Origin of the sequence: Nocardiopsis sp. B62 (assembly GCF_018070675.1) — a bacterium.
In the GTDB taxonomy this organism is placed as follows: Bacteria; Actinomycetota; Actinomycetes; order Streptosporangiales; family Streptosporangiaceae; genus Nocardiopsis; species Nocardiopsis prasina.
In genome coordinates this window covers 1-14,501 of sequence record NZ_JAGPXK010000048.1, presented here as the reverse complement: position 1 = coordinate 14,501, position 14,501 = coordinate 1, and the positions used below count along the sequence as shown (strand labels likewise).

16 protein-coding genes are annotated in these 14,501 nt (G+C 71.5%); 10 read left to right on the top strand and 6 right to left on the bottom strand.

The features are described from left to right. Nucleotides 1-79 precede the first annotated feature (79 nt). Together KBX21_RS25935 and KBX21_RS25930 are read right to left on the bottom strand one after the other, a co-directional pair. A complete protein-coding gene (locus KBX21_RS25935) occupies nt 80-1,294 on the bottom strand; it encodes an amidohydrolase (RefSeq protein WP_049572194.1) in 1,215 nt (404 codons plus the stop codon). A gap of 68 nt (nt 1,295-1,362) precedes the next feature. Continuing rightward, complete coding sequence (locus KBX21_RS25930) at nt 1,363-2,181, bottom strand: helix-turn-helix transcriptional regulator (RefSeq protein ID WP_210844257.1); 819 nt, start codon at nt 2,179-2,181, stop codon at nt 1,363-1,365. A 214-nt stretch (nt 2,182-2,395) separates the two neighbouring features. On the opposite strand from KBX21_RS25930, the gene KBX21_RS25925 reads away from it, so the two are divergent. Both KBX21_RS25925 and KBX21_RS25920 read left to right on the top strand, forming a co-directional pair. After that, nucleotides 2,396-2,869 carry a PLD nuclease N-terminal domain-containing protein gene (locus tag KBX21_RS25925; protein WP_049572202.1) on the top strand — a complete coding sequence of 158 codons (474 nt, stop codon included), beginning with the start codon at nt 2,396-2,398 and terminating at the stop codon, nt 2,867-2,869. A gap of 126 nt (nt 2,870-2,995) precedes the next feature. Continuing rightward, a complete protein-coding gene (locus KBX21_RS25920; protein ID WP_247666361.1) occupies nt 2,996-3,631 on the top strand; it encodes a peptidylprolyl isomerase in 636 nt (211 codons plus the stop codon). Between the two features lie 84 nt (nt 3,632-3,715). On the opposite strand, the gene KBX21_RS25915 is transcribed toward KBX21_RS25920, so the two are convergent. Beyond that, on the bottom strand, nt 3,716-4,888 hold the full coding sequence (locus KBX21_RS25915) for a cysteine desulfurase family protein (protein WP_210844255.1): 1,173 nt from the start codon (nt 4,886-4,888) through the stop codon (nt 3,716-3,718). Nucleotides 4,889-5,008: 120 nt separating this feature from the next. Between KBX21_RS25915 and aroA the strand changes: the two genes are divergently transcribed. Then, on the top strand, nt 5,009-6,334 hold the full coding sequence (gene aroA / locus KBX21_RS25910; protein WP_210844253.1) for a 3-phosphoshikimate 1-carboxyvinyltransferase: 1,326 nt from the start codon (nt 5,009-5,011) through the stop codon (nt 6,332-6,334). After that, nucleotides 6,331-7,362, top strand: a complete 1,032-nt coding sequence (rsgA, locus tag KBX21_RS25905; RefSeq protein WP_210844251.1) for a ribosome small subunit-dependent GTPase A — start codon at nt 6,331-6,333, stop codon at nt 7,360-7,362. The genes aroA and rsgA overlap by 4 nt, the downstream gene beginning before the upstream one ends. Nucleotides 7,363-7,453: 91 nt before the next feature. On the opposite strand, the gene KBX21_RS25900 is transcribed toward rsgA, so the two are convergent. Then, nucleotides 7,454-7,807, bottom strand: a complete 354-nt coding sequence (locus KBX21_RS25900; protein ID WP_210844249.1) for a helix-turn-helix domain-containing protein — start codon at nt 7,805-7,807, stop codon at nt 7,454-7,456. 96 nt (nt 7,808-7,903) lie between these two features. On the opposite strand from KBX21_RS25900, the gene KBX21_RS25895 reads away from it, so the two are divergent. Then, nucleotides 7,904-8,785 carry an NAD(P)-dependent oxidoreductase gene (locus KBX21_RS25895; RefSeq protein ID WP_210844247.1) on the top strand — a complete coding sequence of 294 codons (882 nt, stop codon included), beginning with the start codon at nt 7,904-7,906 and terminating at the stop codon, nt 8,783-8,785. Between the two features lie 56 nt (nt 8,786-8,841). Here KBX21_RS25895 and KBX21_RS25890 read toward each other — a convergent pair whose 3' ends face one another. Both KBX21_RS25890 and KBX21_RS25885 read right to left on the bottom strand, forming a co-directional pair. Next, nucleotides 8,842-9,078, bottom strand: a complete 237-nt coding sequence (locus KBX21_RS25890) for a DUF2087 domain-containing protein (protein ID WP_210844259.1) — start codon at nt 9,076-9,078, stop codon at nt 8,842-8,844. Between the two features lie 60 nt (nt 9,079-9,138). Further along, nucleotides 9,139-9,666 (bottom strand): TetR family transcriptional regulator, encoded by a 528-nt coding sequence (locus KBX21_RS25885; RefSeq protein WP_049572289.1) that lies wholly within the window; start codon nt 9,664-9,666, stop codon nt 9,139-9,141. A gap of 161 nt (nt 9,667-9,827) precedes the next feature. Here KBX21_RS25885 and hisN point away from each other — a divergent pair, with 161 nt between their 5' ends. The 5 genes from hisN (at nt 9,828) to KBX21_RS25860 (ending at nt 14,391) form a co-directional block, all read left to right on the top strand. After that, on the top strand, nt 9,828-10,637 hold the full coding sequence (gene hisN, locus KBX21_RS25880; RefSeq protein ID WP_049572218.1) for a histidinol-phosphatase: 810 nt from the start codon (nt 9,828-9,830) through the stop codon (nt 10,635-10,637). Between the two features lie 58 nt (nt 10,638-10,695). Then, nucleotides 10,696-11,223, top strand: coding sequence for a hypothetical protein (locus tag KBX21_RS25875; RefSeq protein ID WP_210844245.1), 528 nt, complete (start codon nt 10,696-10,698; stop codon nt 11,221-11,223). A gap of 174 nt (nt 11,224-11,397) precedes the next feature. Further along, nucleotides 11,398-12,633 carry an ABC transporter permease gene (locus KBX21_RS25870; RefSeq protein WP_210844243.1) on the top strand — a complete coding sequence of 412 codons (1,236 nt, stop codon included), beginning with the start codon at nt 11,398-11,400 and terminating at the stop codon, nt 12,631-12,633. 9 nt (nt 12,634-12,642) lie between these two features. After that, nucleotides 12,643-13,671: an efflux RND transporter periplasmic adaptor subunit gene (locus KBX21_RS25865; protein ID WP_210844241.1), complete on the top strand. Its 1,029-nt coding sequence runs from the start codon at nt 12,643-12,645 to the stop codon at nt 13,669-13,671. Then, a complete protein-coding gene (locus KBX21_RS25860; RefSeq protein WP_049572230.1) occupies nt 13,672-14,391 on the top strand; it encodes an ABC transporter ATP-binding protein in 720 nt (239 codons plus the stop codon). Nucleotides 14,392-14,501: the final 110 nt, after the last annotated feature.

Below are 14,501 nucleotides of genomic sequence, written 5' to 3'. Positions count from 1 at the left end.
GGGGGCCACGGCGCGGGGACGTCTGAGGTACCTCAGAGGGCCGGTGTGGGGATGCTCGGCCCCGCTTCCCTGACCGGGCTCAGGACTCCCGGTAGTAGGCGTCCGCGACGACCCCGGCTCGCTTCGACTCGTCGTAGGTGTACACCTCGCGACCGTCCACGAACACGCGCTGGGCGCGGCTCATGATGTCGAGCGGGTCGCCGGACCACACCACGACGTCGGCGTCCAGCCCGGGGCGCAGGGAACCGACCCGGTCGTCCAGGCCCATGATCTCGGCGGGGTTCACCGTGAGCGCGCGGATCGCGGAGTCGCGGTCCATGCCCTCCTTGACGCACAGGATCGCCTGGTAGACGAGGAACTCGATCGGGATGACCGGGGCGTCGGTGGTGAGGGCGACCTTCACGCCCGCGCGGTCCAGGATGCCCGGGTTGGCCAGGGTACGGTTGCCCACCTCCACCTTGGAGCGGCTGGTCATCAGCGGACCGGTGATGACGGGGATGCCGCGCGCGGCGATCTCGTCGGCCAGCAGGTGGCCCTCGGTGCAGTGGTTGATGATGAGCCGGTAGCCGAACTCGTCTGCCAGGCGCATGGCGGTGTGCATGTCGTCGGCGCGGTGCACGTGCTGGCACCAGGGCACCTCGCCGTCGAGCACCTGGACGAGGGTCTCCAGGGTGTTGTCGCGGTCGAAGGGCGTGCCCTCCTGTGCGGCGTGGTCCCGCTTGGTCCGGTAGTCCTCGGCCTTGGTGAAGGCGTCGCGGATGACCGCGGCCACGCCCTGCCGGGTGGAGGGGAGGGTGTCCTTCTTGCCGTAGACCCGCTTGGGGTTCTCACCGAGGGCGCTCTTGACGCTGGCGGGCTCCTTGAGCAGCCGGTCCTCGACGCTGCGGCCCCACATCTTCAGGGCGACGGTGCGGCCGCCGATGGGGTTGCCGGAACCGGGCTTGATCACCGAACTGGTGACGCCCCCGGACAGGGCGTCGGCGAACCCCTGGTCAGCGGGGTTGATGGCGTCGATCGCACGCATGCGGGCGCCGTTGGGGTCGGTCATCTCGTTGGTGTCGTCACCGGCCCAGCCGATGGTCTCCTCGTGGATGCCGACGTGGCCGTGGGCCTCGACGAAGCCGGGCAGGACCCACTGGCCCGCAGCGTCGACGATCTCCGCGCCCTCGGGGACCGTGACGTCCGCGGCCGGCCCGACCGCGGCGATCTTCCCGTCGGAGATGAGGACCGTGCCTCCGTCGATGGGGTCGCCGTCGACGGGAACCACGTATCCGGAAGTGATTGCGATATCCATGGCGGGCAACCTAGCCCATGGCGGTCACGTTCCCAAGGGTGTTCCGTGACCGATCACCCAACACATCGTCATTCCTGGGGCCAGCGCGCGGTGAGGAGTTCGGACTCGGGGCTGAGGTCCACACTGGACTCCTCGATGGAGTCGCGCACCATGCGGCAGTGGCCGACGTCCTCGGTGTCCCCGGTGAGCTCGCCCCCCTGTGCGGCGAAGGCGTAGACCATGCTGGGGCGGTCGGCGAACTCCATGATCCGGAACGCGCCGCCCAGTCCCGGGTGGTGCGGGGTCTCCTCGGGGATCACCGCGAGGCTGACGATGCCCGCCTTGACGAGGTCGGCGAGGAAGTTGCGCTGGCCGTTGAGGACCTCGGCGCCGCCCTGGGGCCGCTGGAGCACGGACTCGTTGAGGACCACGCGCAGGGCGGGGCCGTCGGGGCCCGTGGTGGCCGCGCGCTCGGCCATCTCGTCGTCCACCATCGCCTCGATCTCCTCGTGGTCGAGGTTGGGGTGGCGGGGTTCGAGGATGGCCCGCGAGTACTCGCGGGTGCGCAGGAAGACGGGGACCGCCATCGGCTGGTGCTCCCACAGCTGCGCGGCGTGCGTGCCGAGCTCGCTCATGTCGCCGAACTCGCTCGGGAAGGCCTCGGCCTGGAGAGTGATCGCCCAGGCGTCGACCAGCTGGTGCTCGGTGCCCAGCGCCGTGTCGACCCGTTCGACCAGGGATCTTGCCGGGCGGCAGTGCGCGTCCTCGACCTCGCGGAGTTTGTCGTCGGTGACCCCGACGTTCCTGGCGAGCTCGGCGCGTGAAAGTCCCAGGTCGGAGCGGGCCCGCAGCACCCGTGCCCCGAAGGGGAGCCACATCGCCGACGGCAACGCGGTGTTCACGTCCATAACCTCTCCCGTTCTCGGCCGGTCAGCAGACACCTGAGGGGACATGTGGTGACGTACCCTCTGTGCGACGCCCCAGCCCCTGTGGTCCGACCTTCTCCCGGCTCGGGGCGGCTGGTCAAGCGACCGGGCGGGTGCGGCCATCCGTGATAAGTCAGTACAAAGTCGATGATGTCGCCCCAGCGCTGTCGAGTGTTTCCCCCGATTGGAAGGTCCGTTGGTCTACTTCGCCCTCTTCCTCGCCCTCTTGTCGCTCGTCTTCTGGGTGTACGTGCTCTTCGACGTCATCGGATCCGACTCCGCGAGGATCCGTCTGCTGCCCAAACCGGTGTGGGCGGTGATCGTCCTGCTCCTGCCCAAGGTGGGCGCCGCGCTGTGGTTCCTTCTGGGCCGCCCGCCCCGGGACCCCGTCCTCGCCCAGGGCCCGGCCGGGCCGCCTCCGCCCTTCCCCGAGTACGAGCACCCCGGGCGCGCCCGCGCGATCTCCCCGGAGGAGGACGAGGCGTTCCTGCGGCGCTGCCGCGAGCGCGCCGAGGAGCAGCGCAGCCGCGCCAGGGAGATCCAGGAACGCGAGTCCCGGGAGCGCCAGGAGCGCGAGCACGGGCGCGGCGGCTCCGGGGAGGAGTCCGGTTCGGATGAAACGAGCCGCGACCGCGACGGGGACGAGGACCCGATCGGCCCGTCGTCCTGACCACGCCCCCGAAGGCCCCGGCGTGCCTCGGTAGGGGCGGTCGGGCCAGCCCAAGGGACCGGTGTCCGACCGTCCGCAGTAACCTGTGTGCCGCCCCGCCGCGAACCTGACCCCGGAAGTGAACCGATGAACCGCTTGACCCTGCCGGTAGCGATCCTCGCCTCCACCGCCCTCCTGGCCACGGCCGCGTGCCAGAACGACGAGCCGGAGTCACCGGAGCCGGAGTCGAAGGCCGAGGTGGAGGTCCCCGACGTCGACGGGGCCACGCTGCACACCAGTGAGGGCGACATCGAGGTGGAGCTCTTCGCCTCGGACGCCCCGTTGACCGTCACCAACTTCGTCGAGCTCGCCGAGGGCGACGGCCCGGTGAACGAGGAGACGGGGGCTGCCGAGTTCTACGACGACACGGTGTTCCACCGCGTGATCGACGGTTTCATGATCCAGGGCGGCGACCCGACCGGGACCGGCCGCGGCGGCCCCGGCTACCAGTTCGAGGACGAGTTCGAGTCCGACCACGGCTTCGACGAGCCCGGTCTGCTGGCCATGGCCAACTCCGGCCCCAACACCAACGGGTCGCAGTTCTTCGTCACTGTGGCGCCCACTCCGCACCTGACCGGCATGCACACCATCTTCGGCAAGGTGGCCGACGAGGACTCGATGGCGGTCGTGGAGGCGATCTCGACGGTCGAGACGGACAGCGGCGACCGCCCCACCAGTGACATCGTGCTGGAGTCCGTCACCATCAAGCGTTCGGGGGACTGACCCCCACGCCCCCGGCCTCGGGGGCAGTCACGACGGCGGCGGTGCCCTGTGGCACCGCCGCCGTCGTCGTGCGGGTGGTCGGGGTCAGCGCCGCCGCTTGGCCATGGCCGCGCGGGCGCGTTCGACAGCCGGGCCGATCGCCTCGACCAGCCGGTCGACGTCCTCCTCGGTGGAGGTCCGGCCCAGGGACAACCGAAGACTGCTCAGAGCCCTGTCGGGGTCGGCCCCGGTGGCCAGCAGCACGTGGCTGGGCTGGGCCACGCCCGCCGAGCACGCCGAGCCGGTGGAGCAGGAGATGCCCCTGGCGTCCAGCAGCATCAGCAGCGCGTCGCCCTCGCAGCCGGGGAACGACAGGTGGGCGATCCCCGGGAGCCGTAGCCACGGATCGCCGTTGACCACCACGTCGGGCACGACGTCCCGGACCCGGGACTCCAGCTCGTCGCGGAGCGCCGTGAGGTGTTTGGCGTGCTCCTCGCGCCCCTGGACGGCGGCGTGTACGGCGGTGGCGAGGCCGCGGGCGAACGGGGCCGACAGCGTGCCGGAGCGGATGTCGCGTTCCTGTCCGCCGCCGTGCAGGACAGGGGTCGGGGCGAGCCCGCGGGCGACCACCAGGGCGCCGCTGCCCACCGGTCCGCCCAGTTTGTGGCCGCTCAGTGTCAGCGCGCTCACGCCGCTCGCCGCGAAGTCCACCTCGACAGCGCCCAAGGCCTGTACCGCGTCCGTGTGGAAGGGGACGCCGTACTCGGCGGCGACCGCGGCCAGCTCACGCACCGGCTGCACGGTGCCGATCTCGTTGTTGGCCCACATCACCGAGACCACGGCCACGGACGCGGGGTCGCGCTCGATGACCGCGCGCAGAGTCTTCGGGTCCACCCGGCCCAGGGCGTCCACGGGCAGTTCCTCGTGGACCGCACCCTGGTGGTCGGCCATCCAGCGCGCGGGGTCGAGCGCCGCGTGGTGTTCGACGGCGCTGACGAGGATGCGTCTGCGCGCGGGGTCCTCGGCGTTGCGTGACCAGTACAGGCCCTTGATCGCGATGTTGTTCGACTCGGTCCCGCCCGCGGTGAACACCACCTCGTGCGGGGTGGAGCCCACCGCCTCGGCGACGCGTTCTCGGGACTCCTCGACGGTACGCCGAGCGGCCCGTCCGTGGCCGTGCAGGGACGATGGGTTACCGAGGGAGCCGAGTTCCGCCGCCACATCGGCGATCACCTCGGGTCGGACCTCGGTCGTGGCTGCGTGATCCAGATACACCATGGCGCATTCCAGGATACGTCCGACCACATCCGCACCTACCCCCCTGCCCCTCCCCCACCGCCGTCCACAGGCCGACCACTCGTTCCTCCGGACCCGGGTCCGGACCGATAACCTTGGAGCATGCCTGACTCCGCGCCCACGCCGTCCACCTCGCCCGCCACTCCCGCCGGGGAGCACTGGCCCGCGCCCGTCGCGCGGCAGCCGGTGCGTGCCCGCGTCAGCCTGCCCGGTTCCAAGTCCGTCACCAACCGGGCGCTGATCCTGGCGGCGCTCTCCGAGACCCCGTGCGTGGTGCGCCGACCCCTGGTGAGCCGGGACAGCGAACTCATGGTGGGGGCCCTGCGCGCCCTGGGCATCCAGGTGAGCGAGCTGCCCTCGGACGACCCCGGGGTCCCGGACCTGTCCGTCACCCCGGTGTCCCCGCACGGTCCGGCCAGCGTGGACGTGGGCAACGCGGGCACCGTCATGCGCTTCGTGCCGCCGCTGGCCGCGCTGGCCACGGGGGACGTGCACTTCGACGGCGACCCGCGCGCCCGTGAGCGGCCGGTGGACGAACTACTCGCGGCACTGCGCGACCTCGGCGCCGACATCGACGACCAGGGGCGCGGCGCGCTGCCGCTGACCATCCACGGGACCGGTGCCGTACGCGGCGGCGAGGTCTCCCTGGACGCCTCGGGTTCCTCGCAGTTCGTGTCCGCGCTGCTGCTCAGCGGCGCCCGCTTCACCGAGGGCGTGCACGTGCGGCACGAGGGGCCGCCCGTGCCCTCCCAGCCGCACCTGGACATGACCGTGGAGATGCTGCGCGCCGTGGGCGTGCGGGTCACCACCGGCGAGAACTCGTGGCTGGTGGAGCCCGGTCCGGTCCGTGCCTCGGAGATCACCGTCGAGCCCGACCTCTCCAACGCCGCACCCTTCCTTGCCGCCGCGCTGGTCAGCAAGGGTGAGGTGACCGTGCAGGGGTGGCCGGAGAGCACGACCCAGCCCGGCGACGCCCTGCGCGACCTGTTCACCCGGATGGGCGGGGAGGTCTCCCGTTCGGGCCAGGACCTGACCCTGCGCGGAACCGGGGAGATCCACGGGATCACCGCCGACCTGCGCGACGTGGGCGAACTCACCCCCACCATCGCCGCCGTCGCGGCCCTGGCCGACTCCCCCTCGAGGCTCACGGGGATCGCCCACCTGCGCCGCCACGAGACCGACCGCATCGCCGCGCTGGCCGCCGAGATCAACCGCCTGGGCGGGGACGTGGAGGAGCTGCCCGACGGGCTGGTCATCCGGCCCCGGCCCCTGCACGGCGGGGTGTTCCACTCCTACGACGACCACCGCATGGCCACGTCCGGCGCAGTGATCGGGCTCGCGGTGCCCGGGGTGGAGGTGGAGAACATCGCCACCACGCGCAAGACCCTGCCGGACTTCCCCGGCCTGTGGTCGGAGGTCCTGGCATGAGCCGCACGCGGGGCGGGGGACGCCACCTGGACGAGGACGACATCCGAGTGCGTGCCCGGGGCGGCTCCAAGCCCCGCACCCGTAAGCGGCCCAAGCACGAGGACGCCGTGGAGGGCCTGGTCACCGCGGTGGACCGGGGCCGGTACCGCTGCCTGGTGAACGGTGTCCCCGTAGTGGCGATGAAGGCCCGCGAACTCGGCCGGGGATCGATCGTGGTCGGCGACCGCGTGGACGTGGTCGGGGACCTGACCGGCAGACCCGACACCCTGGCCCGTGTGGTCCGGGTGCGCGAGCGCGCCTCCGTGCTCAGACGCACGGCCGACGACACCGACCCGGTGGAGCGGGTGATCGTGGCCAACGCCGACCAGCTGGCCATCGTCTGCGCCCTCGCGGACCCGGCTCCGCAGCCGCGCTTCGTAGACCGTTGCCTGGTGGCCGCCTACGACGCCGGGCTGGAGCCGCTGCTCTGCCTGACCAAGGCCGACCTCGCCTCGCCCGACGAGATGCTGGGCACCTACAAGCCACTCGGGCTTCCCTACGAGGTGCTGAGCCCGGAGGGTGACCTCGACGAGCTGCGTTCCCGCTTGGCGGACCGGACCACGGTGTTCGTGGGCTCCTCCGGCGTGGGCAAGTCCACCCTGGTGAATCGGTTGGTCCCGGGCACGGATCGCGCGGTGGGTCACGTGAACGCCGTCACCGGGCGCGGCCGCCACACGTCGACCTCGGCGCTCGCGCTGCGGTTCGAGGGCGGCTGGCTCATCGACACCCCGGGGGTGCGGAGCTTCGGCCTGGCGCACGTCTCCCCCGAGGAGATCGTGTCCGGGTTCCAGGACCTCGCCGAGATCGCCGCCGACTGCCCGCCCGCCTGCTCCCACCAGCCCGACTCCCCGGAGTGCGCCATCGGCGCGGCTCTGGAGCGGGGTGAGGTGGACCCGGAGCGGGTGGCCTCGCTCCGCAGGCTGCTCAGCAGCCGCGAGGGCGACGAGGACACCGACACCACCGCTCCCCCGCCCGGCCCCCACTCCTGACCCGGCGGCCTTCGGCGACCGGGCCAGGCCGCGCTTCCGACCGGCTGGTCGGCGGGGACGCTCAGGGGACCCGTGGCATCGGTGGTGGCGTTCAGGTGCTGGGGGCTCCGGAGTAGTCGGCGGGGAGGCGGTGCTCGCGTCCCCAGGCTCCGAGGGGCTGCAGGGCGCGGTTCAGGCTCCGGCCGAGATCGGTCAGCGAGTACTCCACTCTGGGCGGAACCTCGGCGAAGTCCTCACGCCGCACGATCCCGTCGTCCTCCAGCTCACGCAGGTGCGAGGCGAGCACCTTCTCGGTGATCCCCGGCAGGGCGCGGCGCAGCTCGCCGAACCGGCGGGGCCGCTCGTCGAGCGCCCACAGGACCAGAACCTTCCACTTGCCGCTCACCACGTCCATCGCGGCGTCGATCCCGCAGTGATACGCGAGCTCCCCGCGTCTGGCGGTCATGCCACCACCCCTTCCACCCGTTCGCTTACCCCGAAGTGCGCACCCACTCCAAAGTGCGTACTTGTCCTGGGGCGAGCGCGACACAAGCCTAGACACATGACCAACGACACCAAGCCCCGCGTCGTCCTGCTCGGACTCGGCGCGATGGGCACCGCCCTCGCCAGCGCCTGGCTCTCCGCCGGCCACCCCCTGACCGTCTGGAACCGCACCGCCTCACGGACCGAACCCCTGCGCGCGCTCGGCGCCGACGTAGCCGACACGGCTGCCGAGGCCGTCGCCGCCGGAACGCTCGTCGTCACCTGCCTGATGGATGACGCCTCCGTGGGCGACGCGCTGGAGGGCGCCGAACTCGGGGGCAAGGACCTGGTGGACCTCACCACCGGCACCCCGAACGAGGCCGACGCCCGCGCCGAGTGGGCTCGGGAGCGCGGTGCCCGCTTCCTCAGCGGCGGCATCATGTCGAGCCCCTCGATGGTGGGTGTCCCCGAGGCCGGGGGCTACGTGTTCTACAGCGGTGCCCGCGAGGTCCTGGACGAACACGAGTCGACACTGGCGGCCGTCCTGGGCGTGCGCCACACCGGCTCCCGTCCCGGTTCGGCCGCCCTCTACGACATCGCGCTGCTGAGCGCCATGTACGGCATGTTCGCCGGGATCACCCACGCCTTCGCACTGGTGCGTGCGGAGGAGATGCCGCTGAGGGAGTTCTCGGGCCTGCTGACCTCGTGGCTCACGGCCATGCTCACGTCCACGGACACCGTCGCCGAACAGCTCGAGAGCGGTGACCACACCAGAAACGTACAGGCCAACCTGGCCATGCTGGTCTCCGGTTTCCGTACCTTCGAGGTCGCCGCGCGGGAGCAGGAGGTGGACTTCCGACTGCTCGCGCCCTACCTGGAACTCCTGGAGGAGCGACTGGGCCAGGGGTACCCCGACGAGGGCACCTCGGGCGCTGTCGAGCTGCTCGTGCGGCGGGCCTAGTCAACCGAGGGGCCGAGGCGTCCGGCACAGCGCTGGTGCTCGTCACGAGCCCCGGCTCAGAGGTCGACGGTCCCGCCGCAGCGCCAGTAGTGGGTCCGATCACTCTCCATGAACCCCTCGTCCACGAGGCTGCGACGCAACACCACGTGGTCCGCGCTGTACCTGCTCAGTACCGCGTTGAGCTGCTCCTCGGTGTAGCGGACCCCGGGTTCGAAGGCCCGGGCGACGTGGTCCAGGAGGACGAGGCGGTCGGGACGGCGGACGGGGACGGACGTGATCCTTCCTCCGGGCATGTACGCGCGCAGCACCTCGGCGCGTTCGGTACGTCCACGCCCTTCCGACACCCTCGCCTCCTAGCGGTCCACCGGCAGCATGCCGTGCACGACCATCTCCACCCGGCGGGCCGCCAGGTCGGGGTCCACGGGTTGGAGCGCGTACGAAACGGTCAGTCTCAGGGAGACGTCCGCCACGGCGTCAGCGGTGTCGGGGGGCACCTGCGGGCAGTGCTCCGCCAGGGTCCAGGCGATGCGTTCCCGCAGAGCGTCCAGGAGCGGCGCCGACCGTGTGGTGAGCACCGGGAGGAGCTGTTCGTCTCCGGTGACCAGGGCGAGCAGCAGGGGGTTGTCCCGCGCGGCGAGCAGAACCATCCGGGTGGTGCGGCTCACCGCGTGCGCGGGGTGGTGGCCGTCCGCCTCCAGCATCTCCTCGACGGTGTCCAGGAGCGTGGTGACCTCCCGCACGACCACGGCCTGGAGGAGGCCCTCCTTGCTGCCGAACACGTTGTAGAGGGTCTGCCTGGACACCCCCGCGGTGGCGGCGACGTCGATCATCCGCCGCTCACCCCACCGTCCCGCCAGCACCTCGGCGTGGGCGGCGTCCATCAGCCGTTCGCGGACCCCGGTGCCCTCCCGGGGCCGTATGTCTGTGCTCACGCCCCCATCCTCGCATTCGCGCCCCCGGATGTTCCTCCCCCTAACACTCTGGTCACGCCGGGGGCGCCGCTTTGGGCATGTTCGTGCCTGGGAGGGTAGCGTTACCGGCCATGGTGTCCTATGACGATGATCTGCGGCTGGCCCACGTGCTCGCCGACGCTGCCGACGACATCGCGATGAAGCGATTCCGCGCCCTCGACCTGGTTGTCGACACCAAGCCGGACCTGACCCCGGTGACCGAGGCCGACCGCATGGTCGAGGAGACCCTGCGGGGCGTGCTCTCCCGCGCCCGCCCGCGCGACGCGGTGGTGGGCGAGGAGTACGGCCGGAGCGGCAACAGCAACCGCGTGTGGGTCATCGACCCCATCGACGGCACCAAGAACTACGTGCGCGGCGTCCCGGTGTGGGCCACCCTCATCGCCCTGTTGGAGGGCGACCGCCCCGTGGTGGGCGTGGTCTCGGCCCCCGCGCTGCAGCGCCGCTGGTGGGCCTCCAAGGGCAGCGGCGCCTGGTCCGGGCGCAGCCTCTCGAAGGCCTCCCGTTGCCAGGTCTCCAAGGTTCAGGACCTCGCGGACGCCTCGCTGAGCTTCTCCTCGCTGACCGGCTGGGAGGAGCAGGGGCGGCTGGAGTCCTTCCTGGGGCTGACGCGGTCCGTGTGGCGGACCCGGGCCTACGGTGACTTCTGGTCCCACGTGATGGTCGCCGAGGGCACCGTGGACATCGCCGCCGAGCCCGAGCTCTCGCTGTGGGACGCGGCTCCGCTGCCGATCATCCTGGAGGAGGCGGGCGGCCGCGCCACCAACCTGCGCGGCGACGGCTTCGAGGACGGCGGCCCCCTGGTGTGCACCAACGGAGCCGTCCACGACCAGGCGCTCACCTGGCTCAACGGTGGTCCCACCCCGTTGCGCCGTCCGGAATAGCCGCCGAACGGCCACGAAAAGCACCTGCGCGATTACTTTCAGTAGTAACGTGCGCTGTGTGCTGACCAAGACAACCCACCGGCGCCGCGCGGTCGCGCTGTGCGGCGCGGTCCTCATCCTGGCCACGGGGTGCGCCCAGAGCCACGGCCACAGCCCGCAGCAGCTCAGCGAGATGATCGCCGACACCGTGCGCGACTCCGCCGCGTCGGGCCCGCTCGGGCTCGGCGTGCCCGACACCCTGTTCGACCCCGCCCGCTACTCGTGCTCCCCCGCCGTGGATCCGGCGCTCCCCGGCGGCTGGCGCAGCGAAGCGCCGCGCGAGACCGTGGAGGACGAGAAGACCGTGGAACTCGGCCTGTCCGACTCCGAGGGCGATCACTCCGGACCGGTCGCTGCCACCGTGACCGACCCTTCCGGGGAGATCGCGACCGCCGAGGCCGAGCCGGACGACTCCGGCTGGGCACGCCTGGTCTACCCGGACGCCTTCGACGGCGCCGAGGAACTCGCCACGGGCGTCCACACGGTGGTGTGGTCCGACGCGGGGACCGGGGCGCCCATCACCTGCGACGGTTTCGAGGTCGAATAGCGCGGTCACTGTGGTGACCCCGCGTGGCCGGGAACGGCCAAGGGAATATTCGTTCAGGCATGAACCGAAAACCCCGGCACTGGCGATGGGTCTGTTGAAACCCCGCGACTCGCGGGGCGACCCGGCGCCGCCCGATGCCGCGCCGGGCCCTACAGACACACGGGAAGGGGCTCCATGCTGCGTTCCCTCACTGCTGGGATCGTGCTGGCCTTCGCCGGTTCCCGAGCCAACGTGGCCCGGACCATCCTGTCCTGCGCGGGCATCGTCGTCGGTGTCGGCGCCCTGATCATGGTGGTGACCGCGGGCGAACTCGGCCAGCGCTACGCCACCGCCTTCGGCGAGGCCAACGCCGGACGGGCGGCGACCATGGAGGTCACCGTCTTCGACAAGATCACCGACCTCGACGCCTTCGAGGAGGACCTGGGCCGGGCGGGCGGGCTGGAGGTGTCGCTCCACAACAGGACCGAGTCCCCGCCGCCCCTGCGCCAGGGAGACCAGGTCTTCGGTGACGTCGACATCATCGGAGTGGACGTCGCGCTCGGCGACATCCGCCGCGTCAACCTGACCCAGGGCCGGTGGTTCACCGAAGCCGACCTGGACTCGCGCGCCCCGGTGCTGGTGGTCAACGAGGCCCTGGCCGAGGAGCTGGGCGACTTCACCGACGTCCAGCTCGGCCACGGGCACTGGTCGAACGTGCGGATCGTCGGCGTCACGCAGAGCTCCGTGTACGAGCAGGGTTGGCACAGCGCCTACCTCCTGAACGCGCCCGTCACCGGGGAGATCCTCTTCGGCCCCTCCTGGTCGCCCGAGAAGCCGACGGCCTCGCAGGTCACCTACGTCGCGCGGATCGACCCCACCGACTCCGCCGCCGAGGAGATGGACTTCGGAGAGGAGTTCACCGACCGCCTCGCCTCCGCCAGCTGGCGCTGGGGGATCGACAGCCGGGACAGCCTGATGGCCTACCGCGCCGACAACTCGGAGATGACCGACGAACTGATCGGCTACCTCTCCATCGGGCTGATCGGTGTCGCGGTCATCACCCTGACCACCGGACTGCTCGGCGTCCTCAACGTCGGACTGGTCACCGTCCGGGAGCGGCGCCGCGAGCTGGCGACCTACCGGGCACTCGGGGCGAGCCGGTTCACGCTGTTCGTGGCCGTGGTGATGGAGGCTGTGGTGGTCGCGGTCGTGGCCGGCCTGATCGCCCTGGCCCTGTCCTGGTTGCTGGTCGCCGTGGCCGCGGTCGTCATCGGCAACCTCATGTGGCTGCCGCCCGACATCAACATGACCGTTCCGCCCTCCGCCGCCCTGGTCGGGCTGGGCAGCGCGGCCGTCGTCGGGCTCTTGGCCGGGATCATCCCCGCGATCCGGGCGCTGCGCGCGTCCGTCGTCGCAGGGCTGCGGGAATAGGAGACACAAGTGAAGAAGTGGATCATCATCGGCGCGGCCGTCACCCTGGTGCTCGGCCTGGTCGGTTCCGGCTATTTCCTGCTGTCCAGCTTCGGCGGTTCCGGCGGGGAGGAGTTCCTCGGTGAGGCCGCAGTGGACGTCGGCGGCGCGCCGATCGACGTGGAACTGGGCACGGTCAGCTCCCTGCTAGTGCTCGACGCCACGGTGCGGCCGGAGCCGGGCAAGGCGCTCAAGGCCCCTCGGGGCGGCACCGTCACCCACCTGTGGCTGAACGACGGTGACGCGGTGGAACAGGGCGCCCCGATCCTCAACGTGAGGGTGCCCGCCGACACCGCCGCGGCCACAGGCGAGGAGGACGGGGACGACGCTCCCGCCTTCACCGAGGTCTCCCTGTACGCGCCCGCCGACGGGACGATCAAGGGCATGGGCGAGGTGCAGGTCGGCGACGTCCTGGAACCCGGCGCGGCCGTGGCGACCGTCGCCCCGGACCGGTTCCGCGCGGTGGCCACGGTCCCCGCGAACGACCTGTACCGGCTCTACGACGACCCCGACGACATCATGCTGAAGATCGACAAGGGTCCGCCCGCCGCCGCGTGCGCGTTCATCTCGCTGGGTTCCGCCGAGGACGGCGCTCCCGCGGGCCAGGACGAGGAGGACGAGTTCCCGGGTGGGACCGAGGACGGCGGTGGCGGCGCCGAGCTGTCCTGCCGGGTCCCCACCGACCTCCAGGTGTTCGACGGCGTGCGGGGCCAGATGTCGGTGAGCACCGGTGAGGCCGAGGACGTGGTGGTCATCCCGGTGACCGCCGTGCGCGGCACCTCCGAGGAGGGCGAGGTGCTCGTGGTGGCCGAGGACGGTACCGAGGAGCCCCGTGAGGTTTCTCTGGGCCTGTCCGACGGCCAGCTCGTCGAGGTCACCGATGGTCTGGAGGCGGGCGACACCATCTTGGACCCGGTGCCGCTCGACCCGCGCTTCGACGTCCCCGGGGCCGAGTCCCAGGAGGATCTCGACGAAGAGCTCTACGGGATCGGTGGCTAGATGACCTCCGACGCTCCCTCTCCCGTGGTCGTGAACACGCGCCCGACCGGTTCACCGCTCCTCCAGGTGAGGAACCTCTCCAGGCACTTCATGGTGTCGGGCACCCGGATCGACGTGCTGCACGACTGCACCTTCGACGTCGCCCGGGGCGAGGTCGTGGCCATCATGGGCCAGTCCGGCTCGGGCAAGTCGACCCTGCTGAACGTCCTGGGGCTGCTGGACAGGCCCAGCGCCGGCTCCTACGTGTTCGACGGTGTGGAGACCACCCCCCTGCGCGAGGGACGCGTGTCACGGCTGCGGGGGGACGGCATCGGGTTCGTGTTCCAGCAGTTCCACCTGTTGGAACGACGCTCGGCCCTGGCCAACGTCAGCGTGCCGATGGTGCTCGGCGGTGTGCCGGTTCTGCGCCGCCGCAGCCGCTCCAAGGAACTGCTGGAGTCGGTGGGACTGGGGCACCGCCTCCACTCCCAGCCGCACCAGCTGTCCGGCGGTGAGCAGCAGCGTGTGGCCCTGGCGCGCGCGCTGAGCCGTGAGCCCTCACTGATCCTCGCCGACGAGCCCACGGGCGCTCTGGACGCCGCCAGCAGCACCATGATCATGGACCAGCTGATCGGCCAGGCCCGGGTGCGCGACGCAGCGGTCGTCGTGGTGACCCACGACCCCAAGGTCGCCGAGCGGGCCGACCGCATGGTGGTGCTCTTGGAGGGCCGCACCCACTGAACCGTTCGCCGGTGCCGTCCCTTCCCAAGGCGGCACCGGCGAACCTTCGTTGCGTATTCCGCAAGTCGGGCACACGAAGAAGCGCCGGGGGGTTTTCTCCCCCCCGCGCG

Bases quoted from the DNA above. Each gene is read 5' to 3' on its own strand.
- KBX21_RS25935 (WP_049572194.1), bottom strand. From the start codon at position 1,294: ATGGATATCGCAATCACTTCCGGATACGTGGTTCCCGTCGACGGCGAC.
- KBX21_RS25930 (WP_210844257.1), bottom strand. From the start codon at position 2,181: ATGGACGTGAACACCGCGTTGCCGTCGGCGATGTGGCTCCCCTTCGGG.
- KBX21_RS25920 (WP_247666361.1), top strand. From the start codon at position 2,996: ATGAACCGCTTGACCCTGCCGGTAGCGATCCTCGCCTCCACCGCCCTC.
- KBX21_RS25915 (WP_210844255.1), bottom strand. From the start codon at position 4,888: ATGGTGTATCTGGATCACGCAGCCACGACCGAGGTCCGACCCGAGGTG.
- aroA (WP_210844253.1), top strand. From the start codon at position 5,009: ATGCCTGACTCCGCGCCCACGCCGTCCACCTCGCCCGCCACTCCCGCC.
- rsgA (WP_210844251.1), top strand. From the start codon at position 6,331: ATGAGCCGCACGCGGGGCGGGGGACGCCACCTGGACGAGGACGACATC.
- KBX21_RS25900 (WP_210844249.1), bottom strand. From the start codon at position 7,807: ATGACCGCCAGACGCGGGGAGCTCGCGTATCACTGCGGGATCGACGCC.
- KBX21_RS25895 (WP_210844247.1), top strand. From the start codon at position 7,904: ATGACCAACGACACCAAGCCCCGCGTCGTCCTGCTCGGACTCGGCGCG.
- KBX21_RS25890 (WP_210844259.1), bottom strand. From the start codon at position 9,078: ATGCCCGGAGGAAGGATCACGTCCGTCCCCGTCCGCCGTCCCGACCGC.
- KBX21_RS25885 (WP_049572289.1), bottom strand. From the start codon at position 9,666: ATGGACGCCGCCCACGCCGAGGTGCTGGCGGGACGGTGGGGTGAGCGG.
- hisN (WP_049572218.1), top strand. From the start codon at position 9,828: ATGGTGTCCTATGACGATGATCTGCGGCTGGCCCACGTGCTCGCCGAC.
- KBX21_RS25870 (WP_210844243.1), top strand. From the start codon at position 11,398: ATGCTGCGTTCCCTCACTGCTGGGATCGTGCTGGCCTTCGCCGGTTCC.
- KBX21_RS25860 (WP_049572230.1), top strand. From the start codon at position 13,672: ATGACCTCCGACGCTCCCTCTCCCGTGGTCGTGAACACGCGCCCGACC.